The organism is Klebsiella sp. BIGb0138 (assembly GCF_004342285.1).
Taxonomy (GTDB): domain Bacteria; phylum Pseudomonadota; class Gammaproteobacteria; order Enterobacterales; family Enterobacteriaceae; genus Klebsiella.
This window is the reverse complement of the sequence record NZ_SMCV01000006.1, coordinates 137,455-158,416: the sequence shown is the minus strand read 5'-3', so window position 1 is coordinate 158,416 and position 20,962 is coordinate 137,455. Positions and strand designations below refer to the sequence as shown.

Below are 20,962 nucleotides of genomic sequence, written 5' to 3'. Positions count from 1 at the left end.
CGAGGAAATCAAAATAGCCCCAGTTGCCCTGTCACTATTGTAGCAAAATCATCGTCGACAAAGGGAAGTATTCCTTCCGCCACCGGCTGTAATTGTTTTGACAAATAGTGCTCATAATCCAGCGGCGATAGTTGATAATCCACCGGTTCCGGTCCGCTGGTGGTCCAGACGTACTTGATGCTGCCGCGCTGCTGGTACTGCTGCGGCCGGCCCAGCCTGACGTTTTGCTCGTCCGCCAGTCTGGCCGCGCGGACGTGCGGCGGCACGTTGCGTTGATACTCCGCCAGCGGACGGCGCAGGCGCTTACGATAGATCAGCCGGTCGTCGAGTTCCCCGCTCATCAGCTTATCAATGGTCTCCAGGATGTAGTCGCGGTATGGCTGGTGACGGAAAATGCGCAGATATAACTCCTGCTGAAACTGCTGCGCCAGCGGCGTCCAGTCGGTTCGTACCGTTTCCAGCCCTTTAAACACCATCCGCTGCGCGTCACCCTCCTGAATCATCCCGGCATAGCGTTTTTTGCTGCCGGTATCGGCGCCGCGAATGGTCGGCATCAAAAAACGGCTGAAATGGGTTTCAAACTCCAGCTCCAGGGTGCTGGTAAGCCGATCTTTGCGCAGTTCTCTGGCCCACCAGTCGTTGACGAACGCTACCAGCGAGCGCCCGATTTGTGCCGCTTCCTCTTCATCATGGGGGCGTTTGAGCCAGACAAAGGTGGAGTCGGTATCGCCATAAATCACCTCATAGCCCTGCGACTCAATCAGCGCTTTGGTCTGGCGCATAATGGCATGCCCGCGCATGGTGATCGAGGAGGCCAGGCGAGGATCGAAAAAACGGCAGGCGCTGGTGCCGAGTACGCCATAGAAGGCGTTCATGATGATCTTCAGCGCCTGTGAAAGCGGTTTATTTTTTTGCTGTTTCGCCTCGTCGCGGCCGTGCCAGATTTGGCCGACAATTCCCGGCAGACAGTGATTGCGGCGCGAAAAGCGAGCGCCGAGAAACCCCTCGGTGCTATGTTCGTTGTCCGGCTGCGCCATCCCTTCGATAAGCCCCACCGGGTCGATCAAAAAGGTGCGGATAATGGAGGGGTAGAGGCTTTTGTAATCCAGCACCAGCACCGAATCATAGAGGCCGGGACGCGAATCCATCACATAGCCGCCGGGGCTGGCCTGCGGCGGGACCTCGCCGAGATTGGGAGCGACGTAGCCCAGCCGGTGCATGCGCGGAAAATAGAGATGGCTGAAAGCGGCGACGGATCCGCCGTGGCGGTCTACCGGCAGGCCGTTCACCGTGGCGCGCTCCAGCAGAAACGGCATGATCTCCGTTTTATGGAAGATGCGGGTCACCAGCTCGCAGTCCTGCAGATTGTAGGTCGCCAGCGCGGGCTTATCTTCGTGGAAGCGGCGGTCGATTTCGTCCATCCGATCCCACGGGTTATCAATGGCTTTCCCTTCGCCGAGCAGTTCGCGGGCCACCGCTTCAAGGGAAAAAGAGGAGAAATTCCAGAAGGCGGACTTCAGCGCTTCGATGCCGTCAACGATCGGGCGGCCGTTGGCCTGGGCGAAGAAGACGCCGTTTTTAAACCCGTGCTCGCGCCACTCCAGCTCGCTGTTGCCGCGGCCGAGGAGTAGCGGAATGCGGTAGCGCTCGGCATGCTTTTGCAGGACGCGCAAATCGAACTGGATGACGTTCCAGCCAATCAGCACGTCCGGATCGTGCTCGGCAAACCAGGCGTTGAGTTTTTCCAGCAGCTGCGGGCGGCTGGAGACGTACTCCAGCTGGAAATCGACGGCGGGAGAGATCGCCGGTTCCGGCCCGAGCATGTAGACCACCCGTTGCCCGCAGCCTTCCAGCCCGATGCAGTACAGCTCGCCGTGGCGGCTGGTTTCAATATCCAGCGAAACCCACTTCAGCGGCGGCCGATAGCGCGGATTGGGCTTCATGCGGGCGTTGACCAGCTGCGATCCGCGCGCGTCACCTTCGACCCAAACCGGAGCGGTAATAAAGCGCTCCATCAGGTAGCGTTCCGGCGGGCGGATATCGGCTTCATAAACGGTGATGCCGTTTTCACGCAGCTTCTTTTCCAGACGCATCAGCTGACGATGAGCGCGGCAATAGAGGCCAAAAACCGGCTGACGGTGAAAGTCTTTTAAGCTGAGCGGGGCAAGCCGTTGGCCGTTTTCGTCCTGCAGCAGACGTTCTACCTGGGCGCGCTGCGCCTCGGGAATAAACGCCACCGACTCCTGCGGCGGGAGGGTGATCTGAAGCGGGCCGTCGTCTGTCGCCAGCCAGAAGGACAGCTCGGTGCCCTGCGGGGTATCCCGCCAGTGACGGGTCAGTAAGAAACCTTCTCGTGGCTGGGTCACGCCGTGTTCTCATAAAATAAACCAGGCCTGATTATAGCCTGGTTCAACTGATAATGCTGGGGTTTTATACAGGTGTGACGCGACCGGGGAGACGAGGCTTACTGGCCGTAATAGGCTTTGGCTCCGTGCTTGCGCAGGTAATGTTTATCCAGCAGCGTTTGCTGCATCTCCGGGAGCTGCGGCACCAGCTGGCGGCAGAAGATGCCCATATAGGCGATCTCTTCCAGCACGATGGCGTTATGCAGCGCATCTTCGGCGTTTTTCCCCCAGGCGAACGGGCCATGCGAATGGACCAGCACGCCGGGCATCTGCGCCGCATCGATCCCCTGGTCGCGGAACGTCTCGACGATGACGCGCCCGGTTTCCCACTCATACTCACCGTTGATTTCTTCATCGGTCATCAGACGGGTGCAGGGCACCGGACCATAAAAATAGTCGGCATGGGTGGTGCCGGTCGCCGGAATGGATTGCCCGGCCTGCGCCCAGATGGTGGCGTGGCGCGAATGGGTATGGACAATACCGCCCAGGCTCGGAAATGCCTGATACAACAAACGGTGGGTGGGCGTATCTGACGAGGGTTTCTTTGTCCCTTCAACCACTTCGCCGGTTTGCAGGCTCACCACCACCATATCGTCGGCGCGCATCGCGCGATAATCGACGCCGGAGGGTTTAATCACCAGCACCCCCCGCTCGCGGTCGACGGCGCTGACGTTGCCCCAGGTTAAGGTCACCAGATTGTGTTCTGGCAACGCTAAGTTGGCTTCCAGCACCTGACGTTTTAGCTCTTCTAACATTGTGTGCTCCGAATAGCAGCAGAGTTCGAACTTCCCTCGTTCAGCTCACCCGATGGCGCGGCGAACGGAACGAGGAGCGGCGCGCTTAACGTCTGGCAGCGTAATAGACTTCGTTCCAGCGCAGGGCGTCCTTGAAGGACGGCAGACGGGTTTCGTTGTCGATCACGCTCAGCTCGATATCCTGCAGCTCGGCAAACTGGCGCATATCGTCGAGCGTCAGCGCGTGGCTGAAGACCGTATGGTGCGCGCCGCCGGCGATGATCCAGGCTTCAGACGCGGTGCGCAGATCCGGCTGCGCTTTCCACAGGGCGTTGGCCACCGGCAGCTTCGGCAGATCGTGCGGCGTCGCGACCGTTTCCACGGTGTTAACCAGCAGGCGGAAACGATCGCCAAGATCGATCAGGCTGGCGACGAGCGCCGGGCCGCTTTGGGTGTTAAAGATCAGGCGCGCCGGATCGGCTTTACCGCCGATGCCCAGAGGCTGGACGTCGAGGAGCGGTTTGTCGGCGGTGGCGATCGTCGGGCACACTTCCAGCATGTGCGAGCCCAGCACCAGATCGTTGCCGTTGTCGAAGTGGTAGGTGTAATCCTCCATAAAGGAGGTGCCGCCCTGCAGACCGGTTGACATCACCTTCATAATGCGCAGCAGAGCGGCGGTTTTCCAGTCGCCTTCACCGGCAAAGCCGTAGCCCTGCTGCATCAGACGCTGTACGGCGAGACCCGGGAGCTGTTGCAGGCCGTGTAAATCTTCAAAAGTGGTGGTGAAGGCGTGGAATCCCCCCTGTTCGAGGAAGCGTTTCATTCCCAGCTCAATCCGCGCGGCATCGAGCACGTTCTGGCGCTTGTCACCGTGAACCTGCGCCGCCGGGGTCAGACGGTAGCTGCTTTCATACTCATCAACCAGCGCGCTGATATCGCCGTCGCTGATGCTGTTGACCACCTGCACAAGGTCGCCGACCGCCCAGGTATTCACCGAGAAGCCGAATTTAATCTGCGCGGCGACTTTATCGCCATCGGTCACCGCCACTTCACGCATGTTGTCGCCGAAGCGGCAGACTTTCAGATGGCGGGTATCCTGTTTAGATACCGCCTGGCGCATCCATGAACCGATCCGCTGATGAGCCTGTCGATCCTGCCAGTGGCCGGTCACCACGCTGTGCTGCTGGCGCATACGCGCGCCGATGAAGCCGAACTCGCGGCCGCCGTGCGCGGTCTGGTTCAGGTTCATAAAGTCCATATCGATGCTGTCCCACGGCAGCGAGGCGTTGTACTGGGTGTGAAACTGCAGCAGCGGCTTGTTGAGGAGCGTCAGGCCATTAATCCACATTTTGGCCGGGGAGAAGGTATGCAGCCATACCACCAGGCCTGCGCATTTATCGTCATAGTTTGCATCGCGGCAGACGTGGGTTATCTCGTCCGGGGTGGTAGCCAGCGGTTTTAATACCAGTTTGCACGGCAGTTTGGCTTCCGCATTCAGGCTGTTCACCACATGTTCGGCATGTTTTGTCACCTGACGCAGCGCTTCCGCACCGTACAGATGCTGGCTGCCAATCACGAACCATACTTCGTAGTTATCAAAAATCGTCATTTGGGTGTCCTTAATGGGTGAGTGCTGCCTGAGCGTGCGGGGTCTTTTCCGCCGGCGCAGCCGAAGGGAGATACAGCTGCCCGGCGCTGACCGACCACTGCTGGTAGCGCTGATAAAGTTGTTCAAAGCGTTGGGCCTGAGCCGGTCGCGGCTGCAGAGTGCTTTCGACCTGGCTTGCCATGTTGTGCTGAGCCGTCGGGATATCCTGATACACGCCGGCGGCGACGGCGGCGAAGATCGCCGCGCCGAGCGCGCAGCATTGATCGGAAGCGACAATTTGCAGCGGTCGGTTCAGGACATCGCAGCAGGCCTGCATGATGACCGGGTTTTTGCGCGCGATTCCGCCCAGCGCCATCACGTTGTTGACCGGGATACCCTGTTCGGTGAAGCACTCCATAATCGCGCGCGCGCCGAAGGCGGTGGCCGCGACCAGGCCGCCAAATAATGCCGGCGCATCGGTGGCGAGGTTCAGGTCGGTGATGACCCCTTTCAGACGCTGGTTGGCGTTTGGCGTGCGGCGGCCGTTGAACCAGTCCAGCACCACCGGCAAATGTTCAAGCGATGGGTTGGCCGCCCAGGCCTCGGTGAGCGAAGGCAGCAGCTGTTTCTGCTGAGCGCTAATCTGCGCTTTCAGTTCCGGATGCTGTCGGGCCAGCTGTTCCAGCGGCCAGCCGAGAATACGGCCAAACCAGGCGTAGATATCGCCAAAGGCGGACTGCCCGGCTTCCATACCGATAAAGTCCGGGACCACGCTGCCGTCGACCTGGCCACAGATCCCTTTCACCGTGCGATCGCCCACGCTTTGTTTGTCGGCGATCAGGATGTCGCAGGTGGAGGTGCCGATCACTTTGACCAGCGCGTTGGGCTGTGCGCCGGCCCCCACCGCGCCCATATGGCAATCGAACGCGCCGCCGGAGAGGATGGCGGTTTCCGGCAGCCCCAGGCGCCGGGCCCATTCGGCGCAGAGGGTGCCGACCGGCACATCGGCAGTCCAGGTCTCGCTGAACAGCGGCCAGACAAGATGCTGATTGAGCAGCGGATCGAGTTCATCAAAGAAGCTGGCCGGCGGCAGTCCGCCCCAGCTCTTGTGCCACAGGGATTTATGCCCGGCGCTACAGCGGCCGCGGCGAATATCCTGTGGGCGGGTCGTTCCGCAGAGCAGGGCGGGGATCCAGTCGCACAGTTCAACCCACGATGCCGCCGCCTGCGCAACGGCGCTGTCCTGGCGCGTGACGTGGAGGATTTTGGCCCAGAACCATTCGCTGGAGTAGATGCCGCCGATATAGCGGGAGTAGTCTTCTTTACCCGGCTGGTGGCACAGGCGGGTGATGGCTTCCGCCTCTTCAACCGATGTGTGGTCCTTCCAGAGGACGAACATGGCGTTCGGGTTAGCGGCGAACTCGTCGCGCAGCGCCAGTACGTTGCCGTCGGCATCGATCGGCGCTGGCGTGGAACCGGTGCTGTCGACGCCGATGCCGACCACGCTGGCGCGCTGTTCGGCGCTCAATAACGCCAGCACGCTGTTCAGCGCCGCTTCCATCGATTCAATATAATCGCGCGGATGGTGGCGGAACTGGTTATTCGCGCTATCGCAAAACAGCCCTTGCTGCCAGCGCGGATACCACTCTACGCTGGTGGCAAGCTCTTCGCCGGTGGCGCATGCCACCGCCAGTGCGCGTACCGAATCACTACCAAAATCGAGGCCAATCGCAATCGCCATGCTGTTACTCCATGCTGAAAATCATTCATGGTGAAACAGTAGATATCCCCGGCGAAAACCGTCAGGCCGTATTCGCTAATCTTATGGACTATTTGGCTATGCCATCGCAAAGTGTGACGCTGTGCAAATATTCAATGTGGACTTTCCTGTCGTCGTTATAGACACTTTTGTTGTACAGCCAAATGGCTTTCATGGTGCGATATCGTCGGTTTTTACCGCGATGAGGCGGGTTTTAAGCTAAATTTCAACCGCCATCCCAGTACGGGGCGTCGCGTTGACGGTACAATACTGAATATGGACAATTGGTTTCCATAATATCTCCGGGAGCGCTGAGCTTATGGCTGAAATACAAAACGATCCGTTGTTGCCAGGTTACTCTTTTAATGCCCATCTGGTGACGGGGCTGACGCCGATTGATGCCGATGGCTATCTCGATTTCTTTATTGACCGTCCGCTCGGCATGAAAGGTTATATTCTGAACCTGACGGTACGCGGTGAAGGGGTGATTAATAACCACGATGAGCAGTTTATCTGCCGCCCGGGCGATATTTTGCTGTTTCCGCCGGGAGAAGTTCACCACTACGGCCGTCATCCCGATGCCCGGGAGTGGTATCACCAGTGGGTCTACTTCCGTCCGCGGGCGTACTGGCATGAATGGCTGAACTGGCCGACGATCTTCGCCCAGACCGGTTTTTTCCGTCCGGATGAGCAGTGGCAGGAGCGTTTTTGCGCGCTGTTTGGCCAGATCGTCGAGGCTGGTCAGGGAGCCGGACGTTATTCGGAACTGCTGGCGATAAACCTGCTGGAGCAGCTGCTGCTGCGACGTATGGAAGCGATCAATGAATCTCTGCATCCGCCGCTGGATAATCGCGTGCGCGATGCCTGCCAGTATATTAGCGATCACCTGGCCGACAGCCATTTCGATATCGCCAGCGTGGCCCAGCACGTCTGTCTGTCGCCGTCGCGTTTATCGCATCTGTTCCGCCAGCAGCTGGGGATCAGCGTGCTGGGATGGCGGGAAGATCAGCGGATCAGCCAGGCCAAACTGCTGCTCAGCACCACGCGTATGCCCATTGCCACGGTAGGGCGCAACGTAGGTTTCGAAGATCAGCTCTATTTTTCACGGGTGTTTAAAAAATGCACCGGCGCCAGTCCGAGTGAATTCCGCGCCGGGTGTGAATAAAACGTAAATAAAGTGAAATGACGCGCCGAATAATAGTCACAACCGGTAAACTATTCAGACAATTGATGGCTTGACGAAGGCGCGACGGCTCTGGAGAATCCGTGCTTCGTTTTGATACCGGGCACATTATGCAAGCATTGCTGGAACATTTTATCACCCAGTCCACGGTTTATTCGCTGATCGCCGTGATGCTGGTCGCTTTCCTTGAGTCGTTGGCGCTGGTGGGGCTGATATTGCCGGGGACGGTGATGATGGCGGGGCTGGGCGCGCTGATCGGCAGCGGAGAGGTTAACTTCTGGCAGGCGTGGCTGGCGGGAATTGTCGGCTGTTTATTCGGTGACTGGATCTCATTCTGGCTCGGCTGGCGGTTTAAAAAGCCGCTGCACCGCTGGTCTTTCATGAAGAAAAATAAAGCGCTGCTGGATAAAACGGAGCATGCGCTGCATCAACATAGCATGATCACCATTCTGATCGGGCGTTTCGTCGGCCCGACGCGGCCGCTGGTGCCGATGGTCGCCGGCATGCTCGATCTCCCGGTCGCGAAATTCATTCTGCCTAACGTTATCGGCTGCCTGCTGTGGCCGCCGCTGTATTTTATGCCGGGGATTCTGGCCGGCGCGGCGATCGATATTCCTGCCGATGAAAACAGCGCCAGCTTTAAGTGGCTGCTGCTGCTGGCCGCGCTGCTGGTGTGGCTGGCGGGCTGGCTGTGCTGGCGCCTGTGGCGCAGTGCGAAAACGCAGGATCGGCTGACGCGGATCCTGCCGCGCGCGCGCCTGCTGTGGCTGGCTCCTGGTATGGTGGTACTGGCCGGCGTCGCGTTAACCGCGGCGCTGCGTCATCCGCTGATGCCGGTGTATCTCGATATTTTGCACAAGGTTATCGCGCGCTAATGCCCAGCAGGTGAGAGGCGCTGCTGTTACCGCTTAACAGCGCGTCGGTCGCGCCGTCCCAGGCTATCCGCCCGTCGGCCACCACCAGCGAGCGTGGGGCGATGCGGGCGGCATCTTCCACGCTATGCGACACCATCAGCAGGGTTAAATGCTGGCGCTGGCACACTTCGGCAACCAGCGTCAGCATCTCCTGACGCAGCGCCGGATCGAGCGCCGAGAAGGGTTCATCCAGCAGCAGGACCGGCTGTTCCCGCACCAGACAGCGCGCCAGCGCCGCGCGCTGCCGCTGGCCGCCGGAGAGTTCGCCCGGCAGCCTGTCGAGTAAATCCCCAATCCCCATTTGCCCGGCAATCGTCTGCAGGCTGGCGTGTTGCGTCGCGTTCAGCCTGAGGCCCGGATGCATGCCGAGGCCGATATTCTGGCGGATGGTGAGGTGGTTAAAGAGGTTGTTTTCCTGAAACAGCATCGACACCGGACGACGGGCCGGCGGGGTATCGGTATGCGGCTGGCCGTCAATCACAATGCTGCCGCTGACCGGCGGTAAAAAGCCGGCGATCAGATTCAGCAGCGTGCTCTTCCCCGCGCCGCTGGGGCCGAGGACGGCGAGGCGTTCACCCTGCGCGACGGAAAGCGTGAAACGCATCGGCAGATGCTGGTAAAGCCAGGTCACATCATTCAGTTTTAACATTACGCCCCGGGAGTTTCTCAATCACCGTAAAGAGTAAAAAGCACAGCAAGAGCAGCAGCAGGGCGGTCACGGCGCCGTCCTGGCTGCGATAGGCGCCAATTTGCTGATACAGATAGAACGGCAGCGTGCGGAACGCTTCATTGCCAAACAGCGCAACGGCGCCAAAATCCCCGATCGACAGCACGCAGGCAAAGGCCAGCGCCTGGGCCAGCGGTCGCTTTAACGCGCGTAGCTCAACGACCCTCAGGCGGGTAACACCGTTCATGCCGAGAGAGTGGCACAGCATGCCGTAGCGGGCGGCGATATCGCGCATGGGGTTTTCCAGCACCTTCAGCGCGTAGGGGATAGCCATCAGGGCGTTGGTGAAGATGACAATGCCGTCGGCGGATTCCGGCAGCCCGACGCTGTTATTGAGCAGTAAGAAGAAGCCGGTCGCCAGCACGATACCCGGCATCGCGAGGATCAGCATTCCGCTGAGCTCCAGCGCCTGGCCGGCCAGCGGCCGGCTGCGGAGACGCAGTTCGCGACTGCTCCATAGCAGCATCATGGTCAGGATGATGCTCAGCAGACCGGCGGCTAGCGCGATGCGCAGAGAGGTCCAGAACGCCTGCCACAGCGCGGGCTGGGCCAGCACGTTGAACAGATTGTTATTCAGACCGTCAACCACCACCGCCAGCAGCGGCGGCAGTAGCAACAGCAGGGCGATAACGATCAGCGCCACGTCGGCAAGACGGCTGTGCAGGCGGTCATCAGGATCGCGCCAGCCGTGAACCTGCGTCACCCCGATGGCAACCGCCTTGCTCAGCCGTTGGGCGAGCAGGACCAGCCCGAGGCAGCAGATCATCTGGATCAGCGCCAGCATCGCCGCGCGGGCCGGGTCATAATCAAAATTCAGCGCCTGATAGATCGCCAGTTCAATAGTGGTAGCCCGCGGGCCGCCGCCGAGCGACAGCACGGTGGCAAAGCTGGCGAAACAGAGCATAAAAATCAGCGCCGCCACGGGGGGAATCTGCCGTCGTAGCCACGGCCATTCCACCAGGCGAAAAAAGTGATAGCCGCGCATGCCCAGCTGGGCGGCTATCTGCCGCTGTTCACCGGGAATATTCTCCAGCGCCTGCAGCAGCAGGCGGGTTGCCATCGGCATGTTGAAGAAAACGTGGGCCAGCAAAATGCCCTGTAAGCCATAGGGGGAGAAATCCCACTGCCAGCCGACGGCGTGAAACAGCGTCGCCAGCCAGCCCTGATGGCCATAGACGCTAAGAATACCAAACACGGCCACCAGCACCGGGAGGATCAGCGTCATCGCGCACAGGCGCAGCAGCAGGGTGCGTCCCGGAAAGCGGCGGCGGTACAGCGCGCGGGCGAGAAAGATAGCCGGTACGACGGAGAGAAGCGCCGAGAGAAACGCCTGCCAGAAGGAGAAACGCACCACGTGCCACAGATAGCTATCGCGGAACACCGAATGCCATGCCGCCTCCGGCGAGCTGCTCCAGAGCGCCAGAAACGCGGCCAGCGCGACGGCGACCAGCACCGTGGCGGCCGTCAGGCCCGGCACCAGCCAGCCGATGCTTAGCGGCTGACGGCGCGTTGCCATGCGCTGATCCAGGTCTGACGTTCTGCGGCGACCTGCTGCGGGGTAAACTCGAGGGTGGTTTGCGGTTTCACCAGCGTGTCAAAACCCGCCGGCAGCGCAACCTGGGTCACCGGATACATCCAGTTGCCGGTCGGGATCGCGTTCTGGAAACCAGGGGAAACCATAAACCGGAGGAATTTTTCCGCCAGCTCAGGCTGTTTGCTGGCGGCGGTGCGCGCCGCGACTTCAACCTGCAGATAGTGGCCTTCGGCAAAATCGGCGGCCGCGTAGTGGTCTTTCTTCTCTTCAATCAGATGGTAGGCCGGCGAGGTGGTATAGCTGAGGACCAGATCGCTTTCCCCTTTCAGGAACAGACCGTAGGCCTCACTCCAGCCTTTCGTGACGGTGACGGTTTTCGCCGCCAGTTTCTGCCAGGCCTCCGGCGCCTTATCGCCATATACTTTCTGCATCCACAGCAGCAGCCCCAGCCCCGGCGTACTGGTGCGCGGATCTTCGTAGATCACGCGCCATTTTTGTTCGCTTTCGACCAGCTCTTTCAGGCTTTTCGGCGGATTTTTTAGCTTGTTTTTATCGTAGACGAAGGCGAAGTAGCCGTAGTCGTACGGCACAAAGGTATCGTTATTCCAGCCGCCCGGCACCGTGACCGCGGTGGTCGGGATATGACTTTTGGCGAACAATTTGCTCTGCGCCGCCGCTTCCAGCAGATTGTTATCCAGCCCGAGCACCACATCGGCTTTGCTGTTTTTGCCTTCCATCCGCAGACGGTTAAGCAACGACACGCCGTCTTCCAGCGCCACGAACTTCAGTTCGCAGCCGCAGTCGGCTTCAAAGGCTTTTTTGACCACCGGACCCGGGCCCCATTCGGCTGAGAAAGAGTCATAGGTGTAGACGGTAAGCACCGGTTTGGCAAAAACGGGGGCGGCGACCAGCGCCAGCAGCGGAAGTAATTTTTTCAACACTTTGCACCTCATAAAAAAGGGGTGGCAAAGGATTTTGAGTGGGCCTCAAATCCCTTCGCCGGCGTTATCCGGATCAGGTTCGACGGGTATTTTCTCAGCCTGTACGCTTCATCAGATGAGTCTGCGCACGTTTATCAGCACCCCGTTGAGAACGGCGTTAGTGTAATGATTTTGTGAGTGGACGGAAAGCGCTTAAACGCCTGGCTCATCAGGACTATTTGATGGTTATGTTGCGCCGGGGCCGCGCGCAAAACCCTCACGCGCCCGCCGCTGGCAGCAACAATGGCGCCTGCGGAGAAAAACGCTACGGCTCCGGCGGCGCAAACCATGCGGATTTGAAATCAAACCAGCCGAGGGTATTCATTCTCACGCCGCGCATACTGCGCTGCCCCTGGATCATCAGCCAGTGGTGGATCAGCGGGACGATGGTTTGACTGGCCAGCAGCTGCTGGCTCCAGGTGGCCGGGTTTAACTCGCCCGCATGCCAGCGGCTGGCGTCCTTCTCCCAGTCGATGGGGATACAATGCCGGATCAGAGGGACTTCATACAGCCAGGCGAAAAGAGAAAAATCAATCGGCAGGGTAAAGTTGGCGCTGTTCAACCAGACGTCGCTGACGACATCGCCGCGGTGCCACTCTTCATACTCCAGCTCCTGAATCACCAGCTTCACCTCGTGCTCCGCCAGCAGCGTCGCCATGATCCCGCCCATGACGCGGTGCTCGACGTGGTCCTGGTAATAGGTCAGGGTGACGGATTCCAGACCCGGCGGTTTTTCACAGACGTGGCTGCGGGCGTGGTGCCAGCGGGGCAGCAGGCCATAGGCCGGAAACCAGTTGCCCTGGTAGTGTTCGCCCGCGTGGTAAAGCAGGTTCGCAGGCTGGAACAGATAGCTCAGCCACTGGCGCACCGCGGCGTTGCCGCCAAGCGGGCTGCGCGCATCAAACAGCAGGTAATAGCACCCTTCCTCAAGACGGCTCTCTATCGCTTTCTCACTGTGCGTTGTCCCCTGCAGGGTTAAGCCGCCGTTGGGTTCGTCGCTAATCTCCGGGAGCACCCAGACGTTAACCTCATCGATTAACGCCCGGTAGCCGAAATAGTCGTCGAAGGCGTGGATCTTCAGCTGATTTTGATTGTTGCGCACCACCGCATAAGGGCCGGTGCCTACCGGCATGCTGGCGAAGTTTGCCATCGACTGCCATTCACGCGGCAGCACCACCGCCGAAACCTGCCCCAACAGCCACGGTAGCCAGCGATCGGGTTGGGTAAGATGAATATCCAGCGTCCAGGCCGTGGGCGAGACAATACGCGCGATGTGTGAGTAGAGCGGCAGGGTATTGCTGCGTTGCAAAGAGGCGATGACATCCTCCATCTCCAGCTCTCTGCCGTGGTGAAAATGAATGCCGGGGCGCAGAAAAAAGCGCCAGTGGGTCGGTGAAAGCTGCTGCCAATGGTGGGCAATATCGGCTTCCAGTTCCCCGTTTTCCTCATTTACCCGCGTCAGGGCGCTGAAGATCTGCCTGGCGATATGGTTTTCCGAGCGGCGCAGCGCGCTGCCGGGCAACAGATTTTTCATTGGCCGGTAGTAGAGCACGCGCAGAATATGCCGCCCCTGACGGAAGCTGCGGCCAAGGTGCGAGACCAGCATCTGACGTACCGCGGCTTTATCGCCGACCAGCTGCACCAGCTGATCGATACGATCCTGCTCAAGCAGATCCTCCGCCCTCTGCTGCTGCAACGCCAGCCCGGTATAAAGGAAAGCCAGCTTTGAACGCTTGCCGCGTCCGGCTTCCGCCTTCCAGGTTAACCAGCCGCGTTCTTCCATCATGTTCAGCAGCGTGCGCATATGTCGGCGCGAGCAGCACAGCATCTCCGCCAGCTCGTTGAGGGTCGTCTCCTGCGATTGACCGTCGCAGCATTGCCATAAGCGGATGAACTGTTGTTGCAGACGAGCGGAAGACATAAAAGGGGAACTCCTGATGAAAACTCAGCAATTTATTAATCCCTATATTAGGCCAATAATAGATTCCGATGAAGCGAGGAGGTGAATATGATGAGGTCAACCGCGAAACAGTTTTACCAACGCTACTTTTCTGCGACGCAGGACGCGTCATGGCTGGCCCGCCTGATGGCAGGGAGACAGCAGGAAATACTCGGCGAACTGATGCAGTGGGGAGTTACGTCACCGACCTCTGATCATTGACTTGCCTACATCATGTGTGACTGAGTATTGGTGTGTACTTATCATCTTTCAAACCCAGGCCAGTTGGCTGAGCCAGAACGTTCCGGTCGCCTGCCTGTCACTTGAAATAGATAGAGTATAAAATCACCCGCCAGCAGATTGCTTCTGCTGGCTTTTTTCGTTTTCTTCGCGTGCTTTAAGGACATGACATGCTGTGGTTAATGACGATGGGACGCCGGCTTAACGGCATCTACGCGGCTTTTATGCTGGTTGCTTTTATGATGGGCATAGCGGGCGCGCTGCAGGCACCTACCCTCAGCTTATTCCTCAGCCGCGAGGTCGGCGCACAGCCTTTCTGGGTGGGGTTGTTTTATACCGTTAACGCGATCGCCGGGATCCTCGTGAGTCTGGCGCTGGCGAAACGGTCCGATAGTCAGGGCGATCGCCGTCGGCTGATCATGTTCTGCTGCCTGATGGCGGTAGGCAATGCGCTGCTGTTTGCCTTTAATCGTCACTACTTAACCTTGATCACCTGCGGCGTGATGCTGGCGTCGATAGCCAATGCCGCGATGCCGCAGCTGTTCGCCCTGGCGCGGGAATATGCCGATAGTTCGGCGCGGGAAGTGGTGATGTTCAGCTCGATCATGCGTGCTCAGCTGTCGCTGGCGTGGGTGATCGGTCCGCCGCTGGCCTTTATGCTGGCGCTGAATTATGGCTTTACCACTATGTTCACGATTGCCGCCGGGATTTTCGTCATTAGCCTGGTGCTGATCGCGTTCAAGCTACCGTCGGTTGCCCGGGTGGAACAACCTTCAGAAACGGCGGGGGCGCTAGCCCAGGCCGGCGGCTGGCAGGATAAAAACGTCCGCATGCTGTTTATCGCCTCGACGCTGATGTGGACCTGCAACACCATGTATATCATCGATATGCCGTTGTGGATCAGCAGCGATCTTGGCCTGCCGGACAGCCTTGCCGGGATCTTAATGGGCACCGCGGCCGGTCTGGAAATTCCGGCGATGATCCTGGCGGGTTATTACGTGAAGCGCTGGGGCAAGCGTAAAATGATGGTCGCGGCGGTCGCGGCCGGGGTGCTGTTTTATCTCGGCCTGATAGTGTTTCACGACCGTACCGCGCTGCTGGCGCTGCAGCTGTTCAATGCGATTTTCATCGGCATTGTCGCCGGGATCGGCATGCTGTGGTTCCAGGATCTGATGCCTGGCCGGGCTGGCGCGGCGACCACGCTGTTTACCAACAGTATTTCCACCGGCGTGATTCTGGCCGGGGTGCTGCAGGGCGCGCTGTCGCAAAGCTACGGTCACGCCAGCGTCTACTGGGTGATTGCGGCGATTTCGCTGGTGACCCTGTTCCTGACCAGTAAAGTTAAGGATATTTAGCTTGTTGTCCCGCACCACGACGTGCCGTGCGGGATGCGATTCAGGACAGGATATCCATCATTTCGCGCAGCTGGCGTACGGCAATTTGCCCGGGTGCCGATGCCTGCCCCACGCTGCCGAAGGTCATGGCTGAACCAAATATGCGGCCGGTAACCCGGCTGACGCCGCCCAGTTTTCCCATTGACATGGTGATTAACGGGCGCGTGGCGTAGCGCTCTTTCATCACCAGCGTGGCTGAGAGTAAGGTCAACACATCCTGCGGCGACTGAGGCATTACCGCTATTTTGGGTAAGTCGGCGCCCAGATCCTGCATGCGACGCAGCCGGGAAACGATCTCATCCTGCGCCGGCGTCTGGTGGAAGTCATGATTGCTCATAATCACTTTCACTCCGGCAAAGTGAGCCGTGTTGACCAGCGTCCGGATCGACCTTTCATCATTGAACAGTTCAATATCAATCACGTCGACCAGCCCGCTGGCGACCGCCTGACGGTTAAGCGCAAAGTATGCTTCGTCAGTGAGTTCAGTTTCTCCACCCTCTTTTTGGCTGCGAAAGGTGAACAGCAGCGGAGTGCCGACAAGCAGCGGGTGTATCTCCGCCAGCGCCTGCAGGACCTGCTGCGGCTCATGGACCGCGGTAAAGTGGTCGACACGCCATTCGATAATATCGGCGCCGACTGCAGCCAATGTAGCGGCATGGGTTTTCAGTTCATCAAGCGTTTTACCGATCAGCGGTACGCAAATCAGCGTTGTCCCTTCCTGGAAGGTGATGTTTTTAACCGTTACAGCGTTTGTCATGGCGGTGCTCGCGCGAGTGGAGGGGAACGACTTCCGGCTGTCGCCGCAGCATCAGAAGGCATAAAAAAATGCCCGGTCACATGGGACCGGGCAGGGGAGACAGCGGCGATATTAGTTCATAAAGGCCGGCAGCTTGTTCTCGTAGGCCGAAATCGCCTCTTCGTGCTGCAGGGTCAGGCCGATGCTATCGAGGCCATTGAGCATGCAGTGGCGGCGGAAGGCGTCAATGTTAAAGCGATAGGTTTTGTCGCCCGCTTTCACCACTTCCGCTTCCAGATCCACCTCGAACCTGATGCCCGGATTGGCCTGAACCAGCTTAAACATCTCATCGACCTGCTCATCGCTCAGGGTCACCGGCAGCAGCTGGTTGTTAAAGCTGTTACCGTAGAAGATATCGGCAAAGCTGGGGGCGATGACCACTTTAAAGCCATAATCGGTCAATGCCCACGGCGCATGTTCCCGCGAGGAGCCGCAGCCGAAGTTTTCGCGCGCCAGCAGGATCGAGGCGCCTTTAAACTCCGGGAAGTTGAGGACGAATTCCGGGTTGGGCTGCTGCCCCTGGTCGTCGAGAAAACGCCAGTCATTGAACAGATGCGCGCCAAAACCGGTGCGCGTGACTTTCTGCAGGAACTGCTTGGGAATGATCGCATCGGTGTCGACGTTTGCGGCATCCAGCGGAACCACCAGACCCGTATGTTGGGTAAATTTCTCTGCCATGATGGTCTCCTTATTTGATGTCGCGGATGTCGGCAAAATGGCCGGTAACGGCTGCCGCTGCGGCCATTGCCGGGCTGACTAAGTGGGTACGTCCGCCGCGGCCCTGACGGCCTTCAAAGTTACGGTTGCTGGTGGATGCGCAGCGCTCGCCCGGGTTCAGGCGGTCATTATTCATCGCCAGACACATGGAGCAACCCGGCAGGCGCCATTCAAAACCGGCTTCGATAAAGATCTTATCCAGGCCTTCGGCTTCCGCCTGGGCTTTCACCGGCCCTGAGCCAGGTACCACTAACGCCTGTACGCCAGGCGCCACTTTACGCCCTTTGGCGATTTCCGCTGCCGCGCGTAAATCTTCAATACGCGAGTTGGTGCAGGAGCCGATAAAGACTTTATCGATAGCCACGTCGGTTAACGGGATCCCCGGTTTCAGGCCCATATAGGCCAACGCTTTTTCCGCGCTGGCGCGTTCAACCGGATCGGCGAAAGAGGCCGGGTCGGGAATCATTTCGGTGACGGAGATAACCTGCCCTGGATTGGTGCCCCAGGTAACCTGCGGGGCAATCTCTTCTGCCTGCAGGGTGACCACGGTGTCAAAAGTGGCATCGGCGTCGGTTTTCAGGGTTTTCCAGTATGCAACGGCCTCGTCGAAGTTCTGGCCCTTCGGTGCGTGCAGACGCCCCTTCACATAGTTGAAGGTGGTTTCATCCGGTGCGACCAGGCCCGCTTTGGCGCCCATCTCAATCGCCATATTACACAGGGTCATACGGCCTTCCATGCTCAGATCGCGGATGGCTTCGCCGCAGAATTCCACCACGTGGCCGGTACCGCCGGCGCTGCCGGTTTTGCCGATAATCGCCAGAACGATATCTTTCGCGGTGATACCCGGCGCCGCTTTACCTTTAACTTCAATCTTCATGGTTTTGGCGCGACCCTGCTTCAGGGTCTGGGTCGCCAGAACGTGTTCTACTTCGGAGGTCCCGATACCGAAGGCCAGCGCGCCAAATGCGCCGTGAGTGGCGGTATGGGAATCGCCGCAGACGATGGTCATCCCCGGCAGGGTGACGCCCTGTTCCGGCCCCATCACGTGGACGATACCCTGGTACGGGTGGTTCAGGTCATACAGCTCCACGCCGAACTCTTTACAGTTCTTAATCAACTCCTGCATCTGGATACGCGCCATCTCGCCAGACGCGTTGATGTCTTTCGTCTGGGTGGAAACGTTATGATCCATAGTGGCGAAGGTTTTACCCGGCTGGCGAACCTGACGGTTGTGCGCGCGCAGGCCGTCAAATGCCTGCGGCGAGGTCACCTCGTGTACCAGATGACGGTCGATGTACAGCAAAGGGGTTTCATTTTGCGCTGCATAAACGACGTGAGCATCAAACAATTTTTCGTATAACGTCTTCGCCATGATTACACCCCTTCAGCGATATAGCGGGCAATGATGTCGCCCATTTCATCGGTACTGACCGCCGCCGCGCCGCGAGCCAAATCGCCGGTACGTACGCCTTCTTCTAATGCACGGTTGATGGCGTTTTCAATCGCCGTTGCCGCCGTATCGGCATCCAGGCTATAGCGCAACAGCAGCGCCAGAGAGAGGATTTGCGCGATCGGGTTGGCGATATTTTTGCCTGCGATGTCCGGGGCGGAGCCGCCGGCGGGTTCATACAGACCAAAGCCTTGTTCATTGAGGCTGGCTGACGGCAGCATCCCCATGGAACCGGTGATCATAGCGCACTCGTCAGACAGGATGTCGCCGAACAGGTTGGAGCACAGCAGCACATCGAACTGGGACGGATCTTTAATCAGCTGCATGGTGGCGTTGTCGATGTACATATGCGCCAGCTCAACGTCCGGATACTCTTTGGCGATTTCGCTGACGATTTCGCGCCACAGGATAGAAGATTGCAGAACGTTGGCTTTATCGATAGACGTGACTTTACGGCGACGCTTGCGGGCCGATTCAAAGGCGATGCGAGCGATGCGTTCGATTTCGAAGCGGTGATAAACCTCGGTATCAAACGCTTTCTCATGCTGGCCGCTGCCTTCACGGCCCTTTGGCTGGCCGAAATAGATGCCGCCGGTCAGTTCACGGACGCACAGAATGTCGAAGCCGTTCGCGGCGATATCCGCGCGCAGCGGGCAAAACTCTTCCAGCCCCTGGTACAGCTTCGCCGGACGCAGGTTGCTGAATAATTTGAAGTGTTTACGCAGCGGCAGCAAGGCGCCGCGCTCCGGCTGCCCGGCAGGGGGCAGGTGTTCCCATTTCGGGCCGCCGACGGAGCCGAACAGAATCGCGTCGGCCTGCTCGCAGCCGTCCACGGTCGCCTGCGGCAGCGGGGTGCCCTGGCGGTCGATGGCGATACCGCCAACATCATACTGGCTGGTGGTAATGCGCATATTAAAACGGTTACGGACAGCTTCCAGTACTTTCATCGCCTGGTTCATGACTTCCGGGCCAATGCCATCACCTGGCAAAACAGCAATATGGTAATTCTTCGACATTACACGGTTTCCTTCTTGTTCTCGTTATTTTGAGCTTTGCGTTGCAACTCTTTTTCCACTTCGGCGGCACGCCAGATGTTGTTGAGGACGTGAACCATCGCCTTCGCGGAGGACTCGACGATATCCGTCGCCAGCCCGACGCCGTGGAAGCGACGACCGTTGTAGTTCACCACGATGTCCACCTGACCCAGCGCATCTTTACCATGACCCTTGGCGCTCAGGCCATATTTCACCAGTTCGATATCATATTCGGTGACGCGGTTGATGGCCTGGTACACCGCATCGACCGGGCCGTTGCCGTTGGCGGCTTCGGATTTCACCTCATCACCGCAGGCCAGTTTGACGGAGGCGGTGGCGATAGCGTTAGAGCCGGACTGGACGCTAAAGTAATCCAGACGGAAATGTTCCGGTTCTTCCTGCTGTTTATTGATGAAAGCCAGCGCTTCGAGGTCGTAGTCGAAGACCTGGCCTTTTTTGTCCGCCAGCTTCAGGAACGCGTCATACAGGTGATCCATGTTGTAATCGCTTTCCTTGTAGCCCATCTCTTCCATGCGGTGTTTCACTGCCGCACGGCCGGAGCGGGAGGTCAGGTTCAGCTGTACCTGATTCAGACCGATGGATTCCGGGGTCATGATTTCGTAGTTTTCGCGATTCTTCAGCACGCCGTCCTGATGGATACCGGAGGAGTGGGCGAAGGCGCCGGTGCCGACGATGGCTTTGTTAGCCGGGATCGGCATGTTGCAAATCTGGCTGACCGTCTGGCTGGTACGCCAGATTTCATTGTGATTAATGGCGGTGTGGACATTCATAATGTCTTTGCGCACTTTGATCGCCATAATCACTTCTTCCAGCGAACAGTTGCCTGCGCGCTCACCGATGCCGTTCATAGCGCCTTCGACCTGACGCGCGCCAGCGTGTACCGCGGCGATGGCGTTGCCGACGGCCAAACCTAAGTCGTCATGGGTATGAACGGAGATGATGGCTTTGTCGATATTAGGGACGCGATCGTACAGGCCGGTAATGATGTTGGAGAATTCGAACGGCATGGTGTAGCCGACGGTGTCCGGGATATTAATGGTGGTGGCGCCGGCGTTGATGGCGGCTTCTACCACGCGCGCCAGGTCGGCAATCGGCGTGCGGCCGGCGTCTTCGCAGGAGAACTCGACGTCGTCGGTATAGTTGCGTGCGCGTTTAATCATGTAGATCGACCGCTCAATCACCTCATCCAGGGTGCTACGCAGCTTGGTGGCGATGTGCATCGGCGACGTGGCGATAAAGGTGTGAATACGGAACGCTTCGGCGACTTTTAATGATTCGGCCGCGACATCAATGTCTTTCTCGACGCAGCGGGCCAGACCGCAGACGCGGCTGTTTTTGATGGTGCGCGCGATAGTTTGTACAGATTCAAAGTCGCCCGGAGAAGAAACAGGAAAACCGACTTCCATCACGTCAACGCCCATACGCTCAAGGGCCAGGGCAATCTGCAGTTTCTCTTTGACGCTCAGGCTGGCCTGTAACGCTTGTTCCCCGTCACGTAAGGTCGTATCGAAAATAATGACTTGCTGGCTCATGGTTTAGATCCTTAA

Annotated in this window: 17 protein-coding genes and 1 riboswitch; of the genes, 4 read left to right on the top strand and 13 right to left on the bottom strand. The window is 58.8% G+C overall.

Features of this window, described 5'->3' with window-relative positions; translation table 11 throughout:
- Positions 1–8: 8 nt before the first annotated feature.
- The 4 genes from polB to araB all read right to left on the bottom strand — a co-directional run bounded on the left by polB (position 9) and on the right by araB (position 6,468).
- A complete protein-coding gene (gene polB, locus EDF73_RS15195) occupies positions 9–2,366 on the bottom strand; it encodes a DNA polymerase II (protein WP_132729934.1) in 2,358 nt (785 codons plus the stop codon).
- A gap of 98 nt (positions 2,367–2,464) precedes the next feature.
- Positions 2,465–3,160, bottom strand: a complete 696-nt coding sequence (gene araD / locus EDF73_RS15190) for an L-ribulose-5-phosphate 4-epimerase (RefSeq protein ID WP_132729933.1) — start codon at positions 3,158–3,160, stop codon at positions 2,465–2,467.
- Positions 3,161–3,245: 85 nt separating this feature from the next.
- A complete protein-coding gene (gene araA, locus EDF73_RS15185; RefSeq protein ID WP_132729932.1) occupies positions 3,246–4,748 on the bottom strand; it encodes an L-arabinose isomerase in 1,503 nt (500 codons plus the stop codon).
- A gap of 10 nt (positions 4,749–4,758) precedes the next feature.
- Positions 4,759–6,468, bottom strand: coding sequence for a ribulokinase (gene araB / locus EDF73_RS15180; protein ID WP_132729931.1), 1,710 nt, complete (start codon positions 6,466–6,468; stop codon positions 4,759–4,761).
- Between the two features lie 337 nt (positions 6,469–6,805).
- On the opposite strand from araB, the gene araC reads away from it, so the two are divergent.
- A complete protein-coding gene (gene araC / locus EDF73_RS15175; RefSeq protein ID WP_132729930.1) occupies positions 6,806–7,651 on the top strand; it encodes an arabinose operon transcriptional regulator AraC in 846 nt (281 codons plus the stop codon).
- A gap of 128 nt (positions 7,652–7,779) precedes the next feature.
- Complete coding sequence (locus EDF73_RS15170; protein WP_132730088.1) at positions 7,780–8,544, top strand: DedA family protein; 765 nt, start codon at positions 7,780–7,782, stop codon at positions 8,542–8,544.
- Here EDF73_RS15170 and thiQ read toward each other — a convergent pair.
- The 4 genes from thiQ to sgrR all read right to left on the bottom strand — a co-directional run bounded on the left by thiQ (position 8,531) and on the right by sgrR (position 13,745).
- Entirely contained in the window at positions 8,531–9,232 is a 702-nt protein-coding gene (gene thiQ / locus EDF73_RS15165) for a thiamine ABC transporter ATP-binding protein ThiQ (RefSeq protein ID WP_132729929.1), read from the bottom strand. The two genes, EDF73_RS15170 and thiQ, sit on opposite strands and share 14 nt — an antisense overlap.
- A complete protein-coding gene (gene thiP / locus EDF73_RS15160) occupies positions 9,216–10,826 on the bottom strand; it encodes a thiamine/thiamine pyrophosphate ABC transporter permease ThiP (protein WP_132729928.1) in 1,611 nt (536 codons plus the stop codon). Before thiP ends, thiQ begins: the two co-directional genes overlap by 17 nt.
- Complete coding sequence (gene thiB, locus EDF73_RS15155) at positions 10,802–11,785, bottom strand: thiamine ABC transporter substrate binding subunit (RefSeq protein WP_165905723.1); 984 nt, start codon at positions 11,783–11,785, stop codon at positions 10,802–10,804. Before thiB ends, thiP begins: the two co-directional genes overlap by 25 nt.
- 32 nt (positions 11,786–11,817) lie before the next feature.
- A riboswitch (TPP riboswitch) is annotated at positions 11,818–11,940 on the bottom strand.
- Positions 11,941–12,089: 149 nt separating this feature from the next.
- Positions 12,090–13,745, bottom strand: a complete 1,656-nt coding sequence (gene sgrR, locus EDF73_RS15150; protein ID WP_132729926.1) for an HTH-type transcriptional regulator SgrR — start codon at positions 13,743–13,745, stop codon at positions 12,090–12,092.
- An 87-nt stretch (positions 13,746–13,832) separates the two neighbouring features.
- Here sgrR and sgrT point away from each other — a divergent pair, with 87 nt between their 5' ends.
- Entirely contained in the window at positions 13,833–13,985 is a 153-nt protein-coding gene (gene sgrT / locus EDF73_RS15145; protein ID WP_132729925.1) for a glucose uptake inhibitor SgrT, read from the top strand.
- 188 nt (positions 13,986–14,173) lie between these two features.
- Positions 14,174–15,358, top strand: a complete 1,185-nt coding sequence (locus EDF73_RS15140; RefSeq protein ID WP_132729924.1) for a sugar efflux transporter — start codon at positions 14,174–14,176, stop codon at positions 15,356–15,358.
- Between the two features lie 40 nt (positions 15,359–15,398).
- Here EDF73_RS15140 and aroD read toward each other — a convergent pair whose 3' ends face one another.
- From aroD to leuA, 5 genes are all read right to left on the bottom strand, one after another.
- Positions 15,399–16,154, bottom strand: coding sequence for a type I 3-dehydroquinate dehydratase (gene aroD / locus EDF73_RS15135; protein ID WP_132729923.1), 756 nt, complete (start codon positions 16,152–16,154; stop codon positions 15,399–15,401).
- Positions 16,155–16,265: 111 nt separating this feature from the next.
- Positions 16,266–16,871, bottom strand: coding sequence for a 3-isopropylmalate dehydratase small subunit (gene leuD, locus EDF73_RS15130; protein WP_132729922.1), 606 nt, complete (start codon positions 16,869–16,871; stop codon positions 16,266–16,268).
- A gap of 10 nt (positions 16,872–16,881) precedes the next feature.
- Positions 16,882–18,282 (bottom strand): 3-isopropylmalate dehydratase large subunit, encoded by a 1,401-nt coding sequence (gene leuC / locus EDF73_RS15125; RefSeq protein ID WP_132729921.1) that lies wholly within the window; start codon positions 18,280–18,282, stop codon positions 16,882–16,884.
- A gap of 2 nt (positions 18,283–18,284) precedes the next feature.
- Positions 18,285–19,376: a 3-isopropylmalate dehydrogenase gene (gene leuB, locus EDF73_RS15120; protein ID WP_132729920.1), complete on the bottom strand. Its 1,092-nt coding sequence runs from the start codon at positions 19,374–19,376 to the stop codon at positions 18,285–18,287.
- Positions 19,376–20,947: a 2-isopropylmalate synthase gene (gene leuA, locus EDF73_RS15115; protein ID WP_132729919.1), complete on the bottom strand. Its 1,572-nt coding sequence runs from the start codon at positions 20,945–20,947 to the stop codon at positions 19,376–19,378. Before leuA ends, leuB begins: the two co-directional genes overlap by 1 nt.
- Positions 20,948–20,962 lie beyond the last annotated feature (15 nt).

Excerpts from the sequence above, each read along its gene's own strand:
- araD (WP_132729933.1), bottom strand. The coding sequence starts at position 3,160 with ATGTTAGAAGAGCTAAAACGTCAGGTGCTGGAAGCCAACTTAGCGTTG.
- araA (WP_132729932.1), bottom strand. The coding sequence starts at position 4,748 with ATGACGATTTTTGATAACTACGAAGTATGGTTCGTGATTGGCAGCCAG.
- araB (WP_132729931.1), bottom strand. The coding sequence starts at position 6,468 with ATGGCGATTGCGATTGGCCTCGATTTTGGTAGTGATTCGGTACGCGCA.
- araC (WP_132729930.1), top strand. The coding sequence starts at position 6,806 with ATGGCTGAAATACAAAACGATCCGTTGTTGCCAGGTTACTCTTTTAAT.
- EDF73_RS15170 (WP_132730088.1), top strand. The coding sequence starts at position 7,780 with ATGCAAGCATTGCTGGAACATTTTATCACCCAGTCCACGGTTTATTCG.
- thiQ (WP_132729929.1), bottom strand. The coding sequence starts at position 9,232 with ATGTTAAAACTGAATGATGTGACCTGGCTTTACCAGCATCTGCCGATG.
- thiP (WP_132729928.1), bottom strand. The coding sequence starts at position 10,826 with ATGGCAACGCGCCGTCAGCCGCTAAGCATCGGCTGGCTGGTGCCGGGC.
- sgrR (WP_132729926.1), bottom strand. The coding sequence starts at position 13,745 with ATGTCTTCCGCTCGTCTGCAACAACAGTTCATCCGCTTATGGCAATGC.
- sgrT (WP_132729925.1), top strand. The coding sequence starts at position 13,833 with ATGATGAGGTCAACCGCGAAACAGTTTTACCAACGCTACTTTTCTGCG.
- EDF73_RS15140 (WP_132729924.1), top strand. The coding sequence starts at position 14,174 with ATGCTGTGGTTAATGACGATGGGACGCCGGCTTAACGGCATCTACGCG.
- aroD (WP_132729923.1), bottom strand. The coding sequence starts at position 16,154 with ATGACAAACGCTGTAACGGTTAAAAACATCACCTTCCAGGAAGGGACA.
- leuD (WP_132729922.1), bottom strand. The coding sequence starts at position 16,871 with ATGGCAGAGAAATTTACCCAACATACGGGTCTGGTGGTTCCGCTGGAT.
- leuC (WP_132729921.1), bottom strand. The coding sequence starts at position 18,282 with ATGGCGAAGACGTTATACGAAAAATTGTTTGATGCTCACGTCGTTTAT.
- leuB (WP_132729920.1), bottom strand. The coding sequence starts at position 19,376 with ATGTCGAAGAATTACCATATTGCTGTTTTGCCAGGTGATGGCATTGGC.
- leuA (WP_132729919.1), bottom strand. The coding sequence starts at position 20,947 with ATGAGCCAGCAAGTCATTATTTTCGATACGACCTTACGTGACGGGGAA.